Genomic DNA, 14,782 nt, shown 5'->3' with positions numbered 1-14,782 from the left:
GCGGAGGGTGGACGGAGCCTGTGCGCCGCACCACCGCACAATGCGCCGCCTGACTGATCATTCATCCATCGGCATGGAGACCGATCGCCAGGCTTCGCACGCACCCTCATCCGCCCCTTCAGGGCACCTTCTCCCGGTGGGGGAAGGAGTGCGCTTAGCAGATTCACTGCGCTTTTGTTTTAGAGGCGACACAGCGTGTCGCGCGTGCGCTCGCCCCGCAGTTCCGGCGCTTGCGATGTCATCGGATAGGGGCTTTGAAGCCTCGTTTGAGTTACAGGTTCGGCAAGCTCCGAAGTTGCCGACACCGCCAGCAACCACTCAACGCTGCTCGGCGACGGCCTTGACCCGTCGCGTGAACTCCGCCAATTCCGGCAGTTCGGGATCCAGTTGGTGCGCTTCGTCCTGCGCACGGCGGGCGAATGCGGCGTCCTCCTGGCCCAGCCGTTCGCTTCCGACCGCAACCCAGCGTTGTGCAAGGCGGCGACGCGCGCCGGCCAGGGCATCGGCATTGGGTGTCAGTGCCTGCCAGGCATCGAGACACCCACGCGCGGCACGCAGGCGATTGTTGCGCAGTTCGTCCTCGAAACAACGCTGGCTTGCCGGCACCACGCGCGCCGCAGCCTGCAGCACGCGCGGATCGCGCGGTGCCAGCGCCTGCGCGGCGCGTACCGCGTCGTAGGCGCTGACGCCAGGCGGGGTCATCCAGTGTTGCTGCGCTTGGGCATCGGCAACGCGCTGCAGCAATGCCCGCAGACGGCGCTCGCGGGTGCCGCGCGACAGGCCCGCGGTTGGGCCGCGCTGGGCGTCTCGCGCGCGCGCAATCGCCTGCTCGGCCTGCACAATGGATGTAGCGCCCGGCACCAGCAGCTGCGCCTGACGGACTGATTGCAGCGCATCGTCGAAGTGAAAATCCGCCGCTTGCCGGCTAGCTTGTGCGGCGTACTCGTCCGCCACCTGATCGAGGCCTCGCTGGGCGATTGCATCGTCCGGCTCGGCCACCAGCACCGCGTTGAAATCGCGCGCAGCCGGAGCCAGGCGGCCACGGCGTAGCAAGGCCTGTGCACGTTGGCGGCGTTGTTCCAGCACGCGGTGGTACTGGCCTTCGGTCAGCGGCATGTCGACATGCCCGGCGTCGTAACGCTTGGCTGCGGCCAGCAACGCCGACGCCTCACCGAGCGCATCGCGCGCCAATGCGTGGCGTGCCTGCGCCAACAGATCGGTCAAGGCGTCTTCGCGACCTTCCAGGGCGTCGGTGCGATCGGGCGCCAGGGCCAGGATGCGCTGGTACAGCGGCAACGCGCTGTCGGGCGTGCCGTCCAGGCGACCTTGCTGCTGGGCCATCGCCGCCTGCGCCAATAAGGCATCCAGCCCGACCCGGCGCGCCTGCAGCGCGTGCAGCCGCGCGGCCACTGGGGCGATCTGTGCCTGCGGCGCTTCCAGGGCGGTGGCCAGCGCCAGCCTGCGTTGCGCTGCTGCGACATCGCCGGCCGCGATTGCCGCACGCGCCTGCACCACTGCGGCAGCGCCGGTCCGCGCCAGCCCGGCACGGGCTTCCCCACGGTCGCTATCCAACGCAAGCGCGGCGGCGAACAATTCGCGCGCACCGCTGCCATGGGCAGCGCTAAGCTGGCCGCGGGCCAATGCGGCATCGCCCCGCTGCAGCAATTGCTGGATGCGCGTGTCCGGCCACAGCCAATCGGCCAGCGGCTTGCGCAGCACGACCACGGTCAGCAACAGGCAGGCGCACAAGGCCAGTACCACGCGCCAGAGCGCACGACTGCGCAGTGGCACCCAGAGACGGGGCGATCTGACCCAGCGCGGGAGCAGAGACATGCGGTGGCGTCCATCCTTGGCGCGACCTGACGGGGGGGCGTTCACCGCCTTATGGTAGCGGTGTGGGTTGCGAAGGCGGTGTGGGCTCTTCGGGATTCGGGATTCGGGATTCGGGATTCGGCAGGCAAGCACAACTCACGTCCCTTGCGTGCTGTTTGTTTCCAATCGATGGGCGCCAGCAAAATTTTCGGCGCGCTCAGCCTAGCCGCCGTACCTCGCTCACTCCGGGCAGCGCGTCCAGCTTGCCAAGCAGTCCGGACAGCTGGTCGTAATCGCTCACCTTCAGGCGCAAGCGCAGCTGCGCCCTGCCCGTGTCGCGCACGTTGTCGCTATTGATTTCCAGCACGTGCGCGTCTTCCTGGGCGATCAGGTTGGTGATGTCCTTGAGCAGCCAGCGGCGGTCCACCGCGCGCACCTGCACATCGACCTCGTAGCCGGTGCCGGCCTTGCCCCACTCCACCGGCAAGACCCGCTGCGGGTGGGCGGCGGCCAAGCGCGCCAATGCCGCGCAATCGGTGCGATGCACGGTGATGCCGCGGCCGCGGGTGAGGTAACCGGCAATCGGCTCGCCCGCCACGGGTTGGCAACACCGCGCCAGCTGCACCAGCAGGTTGCCCACGCCCTCCACGGTGAATTTGGATTTGCCCAACCCCTCGCGACGCGCAGTCGGCCGCGGGGGCGCCGGTACCGCCGGCTGCGAGGCGGCACGCTCGGCTTCCAGTAATGCGCGGCTGACCTGATTCGGCCCGGTATCGCCCAATGCCACCTGGATATACAAATCGTCGATGGTGTCGGCGTGGAATTTGCGCGTGGCCACGCTCAGATCCGCATGCTGGAGGCCCAGGCGTTTGAGCTCGCGATCGAGCAAATCCTTGCCGGCCTGCACGTTGCGCGCGCGGTCCAGCTTGTGGAACCACGCACGCACCTTGTCGCGCGAACGCCCGCTGGCCAGAAAACCGTTGGAGGCCAGCAACCAGTCGCGGCGCGGGTCCGCTTCCTTCGCGGTCATGATCTCCACACGGTCGCCGCTGCGCAGCCGGTAGGTCAGCGGCACGATGCGGTCGTTGACGCGCGCGCCGCGGCAGCGATGCCCGACCATGGTGTGCACGTGGTACGCAAAATCCAGCGGCGTTGCGCCTTGCGGCAGATCGATCACCTCGCCCTTGGGGGTCAGCGCATACACGCGGTCTTCGATCAGCTCGGCATCCAGCGCGCCGGCCAGTTCGCCGTGCTCGCCTTCCTGCACCTGTTCCAGCAGCTGGCGCATCCACAGAATCTTGCGGTCGAAGGCCTTTTCGCCGCCCTTGCCGCCTTCCTTGTATTTCCAGTGCGCAGCCACGCCGAGTTCGGCCTGGGCGTGCATCTCATGGGTGCGGATCTGGATTTCGATCGTGCGCCCTTCCGGGCCGACCACCGCGGTATGCAGCGAGCGATAATCGTTGGCCTTGGGCCGGGCGATGTAATCGTCGAACTCGCTCGGCACCGGCGCCCACAATGAATGCACAGCGCCCAGCGCGGCGTAACAGGCCGCCACATCGTCGACCATCACCCGCACCGCGCGGATGTCGTATAGCTGATCGAACGACAGCCGCTTCTTCTGCATCTTCCGCCAGATGCTGTAGATGTGTTTGGGCCGCCCGCTGACGTCTGCGCGCAGGCCCTGCTGGGCGAGCGCCGCCGACAAGGTGCGCTTGACCGCTTCCAGATAGCGCTCGCGCGCCACGCGGGTTTCGTCCACTTCGCGGGCGATGCGGCGATAGGTGTCAGGCTCCAGATGCCGGAACGCCAGATCTTCCAGCTCCCACTTCACCTGCCAGATGCCCAGCCGGTTCGCCAGCGGCGCGTGGATGTCGCGCGTGAGTTGGGCCAGTGCATGGCGCTGTTCTTTACTGAGACGGTCGGCCACACGCATGCGCGACAGCTGCCGCGCCAACAGGATCGGCACCACGCGCAGGTCGTGGATGATGGAAAGCAGCAGTCGCCGCAACCCTTCGCTGTTGCGCCCGGCCTCGCGCCCGGCATGCAGCGCCCAGACCTGATCGGCTGCATCCAGGCCATCCAGCAATCCTTCCACTGCCACCCGCCGCTCCGCCGGCTGCCACGGCAGGTCGGTCACCGCGCCGCGCAGCGCGGGCAGATCGAACAGCAATGCTGCAATCAATGTGGCCTCGTCGGCCGCCAGCAGCGCCAGTGCGTCCAGGGTGTCGCCAAGCAGGGCCCACGGCACGTTATCGGTCTGCGCGGGCGGCAGCTCCTGCCAGGCCCGCGCCAACGCTTCGCGCAATGCCGGGGAAATGGAGGCCACGGCCGGGCGCTGCAACAAAGCCTGCAGGCGATCGAATGAGGAACTGGTCACAACAGTGGACACGGTGGCGGGCACCAACAGATGGCTGATGACTACGGTAACGTGCGCGTCACCTTCTCCACAACGCGTGGTGGTACCGCGTTCGCAATGCGAGAAGGGTCTGGTGCTTATGCCAGGTTCACCCGGCAACGTCTTGATTCATAACCGCTCGGCCTGGAAAGCGGAATAGCGCCGCAAACGAAAATCGGCACCGACGCATTTTTTTACATGCCCTTTACAACTGCGCCAAACCGCCTGCCTATGCTCAGGCCACTTCGCCGGTTGCATCCAGCAACCCGCGACGTTTTCCCAACTGCGAGGTAGCCGAATGAAGACCTGGAAGAAGCCTGTCGTTCGTGAAGTCAATTGTGGCGCCGAAATCAACTGCTACGTCTCCGGCGAGTTTTGATCCTGCACGTTTCATACTCACCTTGCCGCCTTCCGTGTGATGCATGACCGGCAGTTGCCGGCAGATTTAGGTCACAGCTCTCCATGCGCATCATTGTTTTGGGATCGGCGGCCGGCGGTGGGCACCCGCAGTGGAATTGCCATACACCCGCGAGTCTGCGGGCGTGGCAGCAAGCAGACGGTGCCCAACGTCGTACCCAGGCCAGCATCGCGGTCAGCGCAGACGGCGAGCGTTGGGTGCTGATCAACGCCTCACCCGATTTCCGCCAACAAATTCTCGCAACGCCTGCCCTGTGGCCGCAGCAGGGACTACGACATTCGCCGATCAAGGCGGTGCTGCTGACCAGCGGCGAGATCGACCACATCGCGGGGCTACTCTCGATGCGCGAAAGCCAGCCGTTCGCGCTGCATGCCAGCCGCCGCGTGCTGGACTTGCTCGCGCAGAATCCGATCTTCGACGCCGTGAACCCGCAGTACGTGAGCCGGCAGCCATTCACGCTGAACGCGCCACTGACAGTAAGCGGGCTGCAGCTGACCCCATTCTCTGTGCCCGGCAAGGTGCCGTTGTTCATGGAATCGCGCAGCGGCGGCGATCTGGCTGGCTCTCAAGAAGAAACACTTGGGCTCACCATCGACGATAGCCAGCACCGCGTGCATTACATCCCCGGTTGCGCGGCGATGACCGACGCCTTGCGCGCCCGACTGCACGGCGCCGAGCTGGTGTTCTTCGATGGCACGCTATGGCGCGACGACGAAATGGTGCAGCTAGGCATCAGCCAGAAAACCGGCCAACGCATGGGCCATATGAGCATCGACGGCCCTGAGGGAACGATCGCCGCATTCGCGCCGTTGAACGTGGCGCGCAAAATCTTCATCCATCTCAACACCACCAATCCCGTGCTCAACACCCAGTCGCCCGAGTTCGCCACCGCGCGTGCCAGCGGTTGGGAAGTTGCCCACGACGGCCTGGAGATCGCTCTGTGAGTGCGCTGCTCAGCCCCGATCAACTGGAAGCAGACCTGCGTGCCATCGGTGCGCGTCTGTATCACGACCAGCATCCATTCCATGCGCTGTTGCATCACGGCAAGCTCGATCGTGGGCAGGTGCAGGCCTGGGCCTTGAACCGCTTCGAATACCAGCGCTGCATTCCATTGAAGGACGCCGCGATCCTGGCGCGCATGGAAGACCCGGCGCTGCGGCGGATCTGGCGCCAACGCATCGTCGATCACGACGGCAACAGCGCCACCGATGGCGGCATCGCGCGCTGGCTGCATCTGACCGACGCGCTGGGCCTGGACCGCACGCTGGTGGAATCCGGGCGCGCGCTGCTGCCCGGTACCCGCTTTGCGGTGCAGGCGTATCTGCAGTTCGTAAGCGAAAAAAGCCTGCTCGAAGCGATCGCCTCGTCGCTGACCGAACTCTTCGCGCCCAACATCATCGGCCAGCGCGTGGCCGGCATGCTCAAGCATTACGACTTCGTGTCGTCCGACGCGCTGGCCTATTTCGAGCATCGTTTGACCGAGGCGCCACGCGATTCGGATTTCGCGCTGGATTACGTCAAGCAACATGCCGATACGGTCGAAAAGCAAGCGCTGGTCAAGGCAGCCCTGCACTTCAAGTGCTCGGTGCTGTGGGCGCAGTTGGATGCATTGCATGTGGCCTACGTGACCCCAGGCATCGTGTGGCCGGATGCCTTCGTGCCGGACCGCGACGCCAGCCGGGTCGCAGCGTGAGCAGCATTACTCGCGATAGCCAGCCGGCCCTGCGTGCAGGCGTGCGCTTGCAGCACGACCGCACACGTGATCAGTGGGTGCTGCTCGCACCCGAACGCGTGGTCGAGCTGGACGAGATCGCATTGGTGGTCGCGCAACGCTACGACGGCACGCGCTCGCTGGCACAGATCGCACAGGAGCTGGCTGCAGAGTTCGATGCGGACGCGGCGGATATCGAAGCCGACGTGATCGAACTCACCGCCACCCTGCAGCAGAAACGTCTGCTGCGGCTATGACCACTGCGCCGCCACCGCTGTCGGTGTTGCTGGAACTGACCCACCGCTGCCCGTTGGCGTGCCCGTATTGCTCCAACCCGATTGCGCTGGCCGCGCTGCGTGAAGAAATGGACACCGCCGGCTGGCGCTCCTTGCTGGAGCAGGCCGCCGAGATGGGTGTGCTGCAAGCGCATTTTTCCGGTGGCGAACCGATGCTGCGCAAGGATCTGCCCGAGCTGGTGGCGCATGCGCGCACGTTGGGGCTGTACAGCAATCTGATCACCTCCGGTGTCGCTGGCGGCGAGCCGATGCTGGACCAACTGCAGGCAGCCGGGCTGGAACACGTGCAGTTGAGCGTGCAGGACGTGGATCCAGCCGGCGCCGACCGCATCGCGGGCTACCGCAATAGCCTGCCGAAGAAGCGCGACTTCGCTGCAGCCGTACGCGCGCGCGGCCTGCCGCTGACGATCAACGCGGTGCTGCACCGTCATAACGCCGAGCGCGTGCCGGGCATGATCGCGCTGGCGCTGGAATGGCAGGCCGAGCGCATCGAAGTGGCGCACACCCAGTACTACGGCTGGGGCCTGCGTAATCGCGCTGCGCTCATGCCCAGCCGCGAGCAACTGATGGCCACCATCGACGCGGTGGACACCGCGCGTCGCGAGCTCGGCGACAGCCTGGCAATCGATTTCGTCACTCCCGATTACTACGCGCGCCAGCCCAAGCCCTGCATGGGCGGCTGGGGCCAGCGCTTCGTCAATATTTCTCCGCGCGGGGATGTGCTGCCCTGCCATGCCGCCGAAACCATCGAGGGCATGCGCTTCGACAATCTGCGCGAGCGCGCGCTGGCCGATATCTGGAACAACGGCGAGGCGTTCGTGCGCTTCCGTGGCACCGCGTGGATGCCGGAGGTCTGCCAGGGCTGCCCCAAGCGCGAGATCGACTGGGGCGGCTGCCGCTGCCAGGCGCTGGCGCTCAGCGGCAATGCCGCCACGCTGGACCCGGTGTGCGAACGTTCGCCCGCACATGCACAGGTACGCGCGACTGCCGAGCGTGAGGCGGCAGCGCCGGCGCCGGAGTTCATCTACCGCCGCCCCGAACGCCCGGCCCCAGCCACCGCCGACACGCTGGAGTAAGCCGCATCGGCCCGCGTCAACAGCGTCTACACTAGCCGCGTCTTCTTCCTTGGATGGCTTCCATGTCGCGCGTGCGCCGCATTCCCTTGCTGGTCTGTCTGACCCTGGCATTGCATGCCGCCCCCGCCCTGGCGCAACGCGCGGTGCAAGGCGATCTGCAATCGCAAATGAGCGCCGAACAATTCAAGGCCGCCGGCCTGGACAAGCTCAATGCCAGCGAGCTGGCCGCGCTCAATGACTGGCTGCAAGGCAAGGTCGCCAAGGAGGCCGCGGTGGTGGTCGAACAGGCCAAGGAAGCCGGGCGCCAGGAAGTGATCGTCAAGAACCGCGGTTTCTTCGACTTCGGCAGCAAGGAGCCGATCGAGAGCACGTTGGTTGGCGAGTTCAGGGGCTTTTCGAAGGGGAGCGTCTACACGCTGGCGAACGATCAGCAGTGGGAGCAGACCGATGCTGCCAGCCTGTCCGGTGTGCGCAAGGACGCCCCCAAGGTCAAGATCAAGCCGGGTCTGGTCGGCGTGTGGTATCTGCAGATCGAGGGCTACAACACACCGGCAAAGGTGCGGCGGATCAAGTAAGCCCACGAGCTCACATCGCGCGGCTGCCGATGGCGGGCGCCGCGCTTGGAAGTGACACGCGCTACGCGAATCCGGCCGCCACGCGTTGCGCCCGTGACATGCAACTGCCACCGCTGCATTGATCGCCTGCTGCAGAGCAGTGCACGCGCAAGTTAGCGTTGATCCCGGCAGACGAGCCGCAAACCTGGCCGCGACCCCACCACGCTCGGCGCAGCTGAAGCGACGCACGCGATCATCGCACTCAGCATCAGTGAAGACGCAGCCCCTGCGCGACAGCGATAGCTGCGGTGCTCGGTAGCACTAGATACCACGTACACTTCCGCTCACACTGCGCCCAACACACCCAGCTGACGCGCCTGCTGGCCACGTCTTTCCCGCGCGATTGCCCGCAAACACGCGGGCCGCCGCCCGACATACGGAGAATATGCATGTGCCCGATGACCCGTTGCAGCGTCGCCTTGCTGACGTCCCTGATGTTTTTCGCAGGCGTCGCGCCCGCTGATTCAGCCGTTCCTGCCGCGCCACCGGTGGAGCGCTGCGCGCGTGCACCCGAGGTGGGCTTCGCCCAGGCGCTGGTGTGTTACCACGACGCCATCGAACAACAGCCACTGATCTACACGCGCGTTGGCACCAGCAACGTTACCGGTGTCGAGCGGCGCGATTACCTGCTGACCTCGCAAGACTGGTCGCCCGAAGGACTGGTCACGCCGGCACGTTGGCAGCACGACGTGGCGATCTACGTGCCGAAAGAGGCGCTGCCTACCCGCGCTGTGTTGATCTCAACCAACGGCACGCGTCATCCGCTGGATGGCAGCACAGCGCAGCCGTCCAGCGAACTGCCGCCCGAGGCATTGGCGGCCTTGGCGCAGCGCACCCGCACCGTGGTGATCGCGCTCAGCGATATTCCCAACCAAGCGCTCAACTACCAAGGCGATGCCAACCCACGTCGCGAAGATGACAGCGTGGCCTATACCTGGTCGCTGTTTCTGAAAGCGCCGCAGCAACGTATGACCATGCCGCTGCATGTGCCGATGGCCGCTGCGATTGCACGCACCATGAGCCTTGCCGAGCGCGAATTGGCACCGTTGCGAATCCATCGCTTCGTCCTTGCCGGCGCTTCCAAACGCGGTTGGGCCAGCTGGCACGCCACCATCGCCGACCAGCGTGTGGAGGCGGTGGTGCCGTTCGTGATCGACATCCTCAACATGCCGGCAGTGCTGGAGCATATGTCGCGTACTTATGGCGGCAATTGGCCGATTGCCTTCGACGCCTACGCGAAACAGGGCATCACCTCGCAACTGCAGACGCCGGCCTTCGCGCAACTGGTGCAGTTGCAGGATCCACTGCGCTATCTGGACACCCCCTATCGCAAGCGGCTGGCAGTACCCAAGTACATCGTCAATGCCAGCGGCGACGATTTCTTCCTGCCGGACAACACCCAGTTCTTCTACAACGCGCTGCCGGGCATCAAGGCGCTGCGCGTACTGCCCAACAGCGCGCACAACATCCGCGCCTCCATCGTCGACACTCTGGCGCCGTTTATCACGCGGCTGCAACAGCAGCGCCCGCTGCCGCAGGTGAGCGATACCTTGCATCCGGGCAAGGCGCCGCAGATCCGCTTCCGCTCCTCCGAGCCGCCAACGCAGCTGCAGCTGTGGAGCGCGACCAATCCGCAAGCGCGCGACTTTCGCTACGCCTGCGGCATTCGCTACAGCTCCACGCCTATTGCACACGCCAACGGCGGCACGGTCTCGGTGCCGGTCCAGGTTCCGGACGACGGCTGGAGCGCGTACTTCGTCGAAGCCACCTACGCGGATGGGTTTGTTTCCACCAGCCAGACCTATGTGCTCGGCAAGCAGCGCTACCCCACCCAGGCGCCGCCCACCGACCACGCGGCCTGCAGCACGTTGCCTGGGGCGACCAGCGGTGCTGCTGTGCGTTGAAGCACGCTTTGACGTTTCGGGAGTTAGCGACAGCCGACTAAAACGCGTGGCGGCCAGCTGAGCGCAACGCACGCGCTTACCGGGCCCGCCTGGTATTTGACCACGGTGTGCGTTGGACGTATTTGTCCGCCTTGCGCAACGCAGTCCGCACAGACAACGCCAAATTGCACATTTTTTCACTTGAGCACGCCAGCAAGATCGATCCAACCCAACTGATCCATTAACATCGTTGTCACCGACTTCTACACAGGCCCGTACTCGCTGACGGCATCGGCCACCAGACGGACCGAAGGACTGAATGTGGCTGCGATTTCGCGTTCCGCTGACGTCTCTGCTTCGCCCGCTGTCCCGGTTGCTACCAGCTTCATCGCTGCCGATGTCGGCGGCGCGCATGTGCGTCTAGATCATATGGTGCAGGCCAGCGATGCAGCGATCGCGCTATCGCATTACCGCAGCTATCGCTGCGCCGAACACGCCAGTCTGGAAGCCATCCTCGGGGACTTTCTGCAGCAACAGCGTGCTGTCGATGCGGTGGTGATCGCCAACGCCGGCGTGGCACTGGACGATGGCAGCTTCCTCTCAGCAACACCCTGCCGTGGACGATCTCGCCAAGCCGCATCGGCGCCGCGCTCACGGTGCGCAACGTGCACCTGGTCAACGACTTCGACGCAGTCGCCTACCCGGCACCGCAGATGGAACAACGGGCCGTGCTGCAACTGAGCGGGCCTACGCCGCGCCACGCCCGCACCACCGGGCCGATTCTGGTGGTCGGCCCCGGCACGGGTTTGGGGGCAGCAGTGTGGATCGATGCCACGCCGCGCGCGATCTCGTGCTGGCCACCGAAGCCGGTCAGCTCGCGCTGGCCGGCACGCGTGAGCAAGAACGCGCATTGCTGCAACTCCTGTTACGCGGCCGGCACTATCTGCCGCTTGAGCACGTACTCTCCGGCCCGGGTCTGCTGCATCTGGATCACGCCGTGTGCGAGCTGCATGCCGCAGCACCGCGTCATCGCCTGCCCGCCGCCGTGACGCACGCGGCGCTGTACGAAGACGATGCGCTGGCGCGCGCATGATTGCAGCTTTTTTTGCGGCCTGCTTGGAAGCGCGGTCGGCGACATGGCGCTGGCCTGCGACGCTGCCGGCGGTATCTATCTGGCTGATGGTTTCCTGCCGACGATCGGCCAGTTCCTGGCCGGCAGCACATTCGCCGAACGCTTTCTGGCCAAGGGCAACATGCGCGCAGTGCTCGAACGTATCCCGATCAGGTTGGTCGAGCACGGGCAACTGGGCGTGCTTGGCGCGGCGAACTGGTATCTGCAACACCATACTCACCTGGCGTAAGCGATCCACTACGCGCTCTACCCCGAGCACGCGTCTGCAAGACCCGCATCCGGCGAGCAGCAGCCCGCCGTCCATCCCTGTGCGTGATGAGGAGAGACATCATGAAATACAGCACGACCCTGCTGCCCAGCGCCATTGCAATGTCGCTGGCATTCGCTGCGCAAGCCCAGGACAGCGCTGGTGCGCAAGCCACCGATCTGGACGCCGTCCAGGTGGTCGGCATCCGTGCCAGCCTGGAAAAATCGCTCGATACCAAACGCAACAACACCGGCATTTCCGAGGCGATCACCGCCGAGGACATCGGCAAATTCCCAAGTACCAACGTGGCCGAAGCGCTCTCGCAGATTCCCGGCGTCACCTTGGACAGACGCTTCGGGCAAGGCGAGCGCGTGAGTATCGACGGCACCGACCCCAGCCTCAATCTGTCGTTCCTGGATGGGCACCCGCTCGCACAGGCGATCTGGTTGTACGGCGAACAGCCCAGCCGCGGTTTCGATTACACCTTGCTGGCCCCGCAGATCCTGGGCCGTGCAGAAATCCTCAAGTCGTCCGAAGCGCGCCTCACCGAAGGCAGCCTGGGCGGCACGGTGCTGATGCATACACGACAGCCGTTGGATCTGAAGGTCAACGAAGTGGCCGCGTCCATCGGCTACAGCGATAGCGACCAAGCCAGTCAGGACAAACCAAACGCCGCACTGCTCTACAGCTGGAAGAACGCGGCCGAGACCTTCGGCATCGCAGTGTCGGCGCAGCATTACGAAGAACGCGTGGACCGCCGCGGCATGGAAGTCTTTGGCTATGTACCGGCCAGGACCTTCGCCAATGCCGCAGGTGGCGTGCCGGCCGATGCGGATGTGCCGAACTCCATCAACGCGGCCTGGTTCCAGCAGGATCGCGAGCGCGATAGTGCCGTGGTCAACCTGCAGCTCACGCCCAGCGATGCGCTGGAGTTCAATCTAAGCGGCCTGTACATCAACGAAAACTTCGACAACTACAACCAGTCGATGTACAGCTTTCTCACCTGGAATCCCGGGACGGTGGCCGCGGTGGACCAGCTCGGCGGCGTCCGTAACGGGGTGGTCACCAGTGGTCACTCCAGTGCCAATGCCAATGCCAATGCCAATGCCAATGCCAATGCCAATGCCAATGCCAGTGCCAATGCCAATGCCAATGCCAGCCCGCTAGGCGGCACGGTGATCTACGACAACAACGTACGCGAATCGGAAGTAACCACTAAAGGGCTGGACTTGCGCGGTGCCTTCCGCGGCGACGTTTGGGGTTTAAATGGACAGGTGGGACAGAGCAAGTCCGAGAACAACGATCTCTCGCAATACTTCATCGAGCCGTTCTACAACGGCGGTTTCAGCTGGGACACCCGCCGCGGCATCCGCTTCGACGATCCGGCGGCGGCACGCGACCCAGCCAACTGGGGTTCGGCCGGCGGCTGGTTCGGCAACAAAGGTATTTTTTCCACCGAGAGCAAAGACACGTACGGCCAGCTGGATTTCAATCTGCAGTTCGATGGGGTATTCAATCAATTGCTGTTCGGCGTGCGCCACGGCAAGCATGACGAGCGCTTCGAACTGAATGTTGATGGCGGCGTCACCCCAGGCAAGTTGGCCGATGTCGGCACCATCGGGCTGACCGATCTGCAGGATTTCTATCCCGATCACGGCCAGCATGTGCAGGCGGGCCGCAACAATGTGCTGAACTGGATCCGCAACAGTCCGATCGACGACAACGCCCCCGACCCGGCCAGCTATCTCAACAATAGCTGGGCGCTGGAGCAGACCAACAACGCGGCCTATGCGCAGCTGAACTTTTCCGGCGGCGGTCTGCGCGGCAATCTCGGCGTGCGCTATGTGGATTCCAAGACTGAAGGCAGCGGCTTCGTCTACAGCGGTACGCCCTCGCTCGCCAACGCCGATAGCCTGTGGCAGACCCGTACCCGCAAGGAAGACTTTCTGCTGCCTTCGCTGACGCTGTCGTACGACACCAGCGACGATTGGGTATTCCGCTTCGCTGCGGCCAAGGTCATCGCCTGGGCACCGTACAACCAGATGGTCAACAACACCTTTCTCAACGACACCACGTTGACCGGCAGCGGCGGCAATGCAGAGCTGTCGCCGTATGAATCCTGGAATTTCAACCTCTCTGCCGAGTACTACTTCGCGCAACAAGCGGTGGTGGCGTGGTCGCTGTTTTACAAGAAGATCAACAACTACATCGACACCAGCGCCAGCGTGGAACGCCAATACAACGCACTGCGCGATACCGCACCGCAAAGCTGGGCGCAGCTGGTGGGCAGCAATGGCTGTACCGCCGACGGCTATTGCGACTACAGCATCCAGCGGCCGCGCAATGCCGGCGATGGCAAGGTCAAGGGCTTCAACATCTCCTTCCAGCAGCCGTTCGGCGACAGCGGCTTCGGCCTGACCGCCAATTACACCTATGCTGCCGGCGAAAACAACACCGGCGATGCCCTGCCCTATCAATCGCGCAACAGCATCGCCTTCAGCCCGTACTACGAAAAAGGCCCACTCAATGCACGGCTGACCTACAACTGGCGCGACAGCTATCTGGCGGGCGGGTATGTGGCCGGTGCGGCTCCGGCAAGCGTGGACGACTACGCCGAACTCTGCGCCAGCGTCGGCTATGCGTTCAGCCCGAACTGGTCGCTGCAGGTCGACGCGCAGAACCTGTTGGACGAGCAATACCTGCAGTATCTGGGCGACAAGGACCATCTGACCGGCCGCTACAGGAGTGGACGCCGCTACATGGCCAGCCTGCATCTGAAGTTTTAGCGCAGCTGGCAACATGCCCGCGCTCACGGCCAGGCGAGCGCGGCCGATGCTCGGAATCGGCGCGTCTCCCTTGTACGCGCCGGTTCCGAGTGCGCCGTCCACGCCGACCGAGCGACTGCTTGCTACGGTTTATTAGGGCCTGTTAACACATCCGAAGCCCATCAACGACCAGAACGAAGCTGAGGAAGCCAAGGAACATGACATCCAGCTTCTCGAAGCGCGTGAAAATCCGTCGGTAGCCCTTCAAGCGACGGAACAGCCTCTCCACTTCGTTGCGCCGCTTGTACATTTCCTTGTCGTACTCCCAAGGATCGACCCGATTGGACTTGGGCGGAACCACCGGCACGAAGCCAAGATCGAGCGCCAACTGGCGGGTTTCATTGCCTTCGTAAGCGCGATCCATCAGCAGATG

11 protein-coding genes and 1 pseudogene are annotated in these 14,782 nt (G+C 64.5%); 9 read left to right on the top strand and 3 right to left on the bottom strand.

The features are described from left to right. Positions 1-318: 318 nt before the first annotated feature. Together WJW29_RS15160 and WJW29_RS15155 are read right to left on the bottom strand one after the other, a co-directional pair. On the bottom strand, positions 319-1,761 hold the full coding sequence (locus tag WJW29_RS15160; RefSeq protein WP_027703398.1) for a hypothetical protein: 1,443 nt from the start codon (positions 1,759-1,761) through the stop codon (positions 319-321). Positions 1,762-2,029: 268 nt separating this feature from the next. Then, positions 2,030-4,216: a bifunctional (p)ppGpp synthetase/guanosine-3',5'-bis(diphosphate) 3'-pyrophosphohydrolase gene (locus tag WJW29_RS15155; RefSeq protein ID WP_012445331.1), complete on the bottom strand. Its 2,187-nt coding sequence runs from the start codon at positions 4,214-4,216 to the stop codon at positions 2,030-2,032. Between the two features lie 289 nt (positions 4,217-4,505). Between WJW29_RS15155 and pqqA the strand changes: the two genes are divergently transcribed. The 9 genes and pseudogenes from pqqA to WJW29_RS15110 all read left to right on the top strand — a co-directional run bounded on the left by pqqA (position 4,506) and on the right by WJW29_RS15110 (position 14,370). After that, on the top strand, positions 4,506-4,586 hold the full coding sequence (gene pqqA, locus WJW29_RS15150; protein ID WP_002812057.1) for a pyrroloquinoline quinone precursor peptide PqqA: 81 nt from the start codon (positions 4,506-4,508) through the stop codon (positions 4,584-4,586). 83 nt (positions 4,587-4,669) lie between these two features. Further along, positions 4,670-5,569: a pyrroloquinoline quinone biosynthesis protein PqqB gene (pqqB, locus tag WJW29_RS15145; RefSeq protein WP_011258497.1), complete on the top strand. Its 900-nt coding sequence runs from the start codon at positions 4,670-4,672 to the stop codon at positions 5,567-5,569. Continuing rightward, positions 5,566-6,318, top strand: a complete 753-nt coding sequence (gene pqqC, locus WJW29_RS15140) for a pyrroloquinoline-quinone synthase PqqC (RefSeq protein ID WP_041182064.1) — start codon at positions 5,566-5,568, stop codon at positions 6,316-6,318. Before pqqB ends, pqqC begins: the two co-directional genes overlap by 4 nt. Then, positions 6,315-6,593 (top strand): pyrroloquinoline quinone biosynthesis peptide chaperone PqqD, encoded by a 279-nt coding sequence (gene pqqD, locus WJW29_RS15135; protein ID WP_011408173.1) that lies wholly within the window; start codon positions 6,315-6,317, stop codon positions 6,591-6,593. The genes pqqC and pqqD overlap by 4 nt, the downstream gene beginning before the upstream one ends. Beyond that, positions 6,590-7,708: a pyrroloquinoline quinone biosynthesis protein PqqE gene (gene pqqE / locus WJW29_RS15130; RefSeq protein ID WP_011408172.1), complete on the top strand. Its 1,119-nt coding sequence runs from the start codon at positions 6,590-6,592 to the stop codon at positions 7,706-7,708. Before pqqD ends, pqqE begins: the two co-directional genes overlap by 4 nt. A gap of 62 nt (positions 7,709-7,770) precedes the next feature. Further along, positions 7,771-8,283 carry a hypothetical protein gene (locus WJW29_RS15125; RefSeq protein WP_011408171.1) on the top strand — a complete coding sequence of 171 codons (513 nt, stop codon included), beginning with the start codon at positions 7,771-7,773 and terminating at the stop codon, positions 8,281-8,283. Between the two features lie 428 nt (positions 8,284-8,711). Continuing rightward, complete coding sequence (locus WJW29_RS15120; RefSeq protein ID WP_041182063.1) at positions 8,712-10,226, top strand: PhoPQ-activated protein PqaA family protein; 1,515 nt, start codon at positions 8,712-8,714, stop codon at positions 10,224-10,226. Between the two features lie 300 nt (positions 10,227-10,526). Then, positions 10,527-11,566, top strand: a pseudogene (locus WJW29_RS15115) (glucokinase family protein). A 101-nt stretch (positions 11,567-11,667) separates the two neighbouring features. After that, positions 11,668-14,370 (top strand): TonB-dependent receptor, encoded by a 2,703-nt coding sequence (locus WJW29_RS15110; RefSeq protein WP_113168822.1) that lies wholly within the window; start codon positions 11,668-11,670, stop codon positions 14,368-14,370. Between the two features lie 142 nt (positions 14,371-14,512). On the opposite strand, the gene WJW29_RS15105 is transcribed toward WJW29_RS15110, so the two are convergent. Continuing rightward, the coding region (locus WJW29_RS15105) for an IS5/IS1182 family transposase (RefSeq protein WP_075243407.1) at positions 14,513-14,782 on the bottom strand (270 nt) is incomplete at its 5' end.

The sequence above is a fragment of the Xanthomonas sp. JL1 genome (assembly GCF_038405005.1).
Note: the sequence above shows the minus strand (reverse complement) of the source record. Positions and strands in the feature narration are given on the sequence as shown.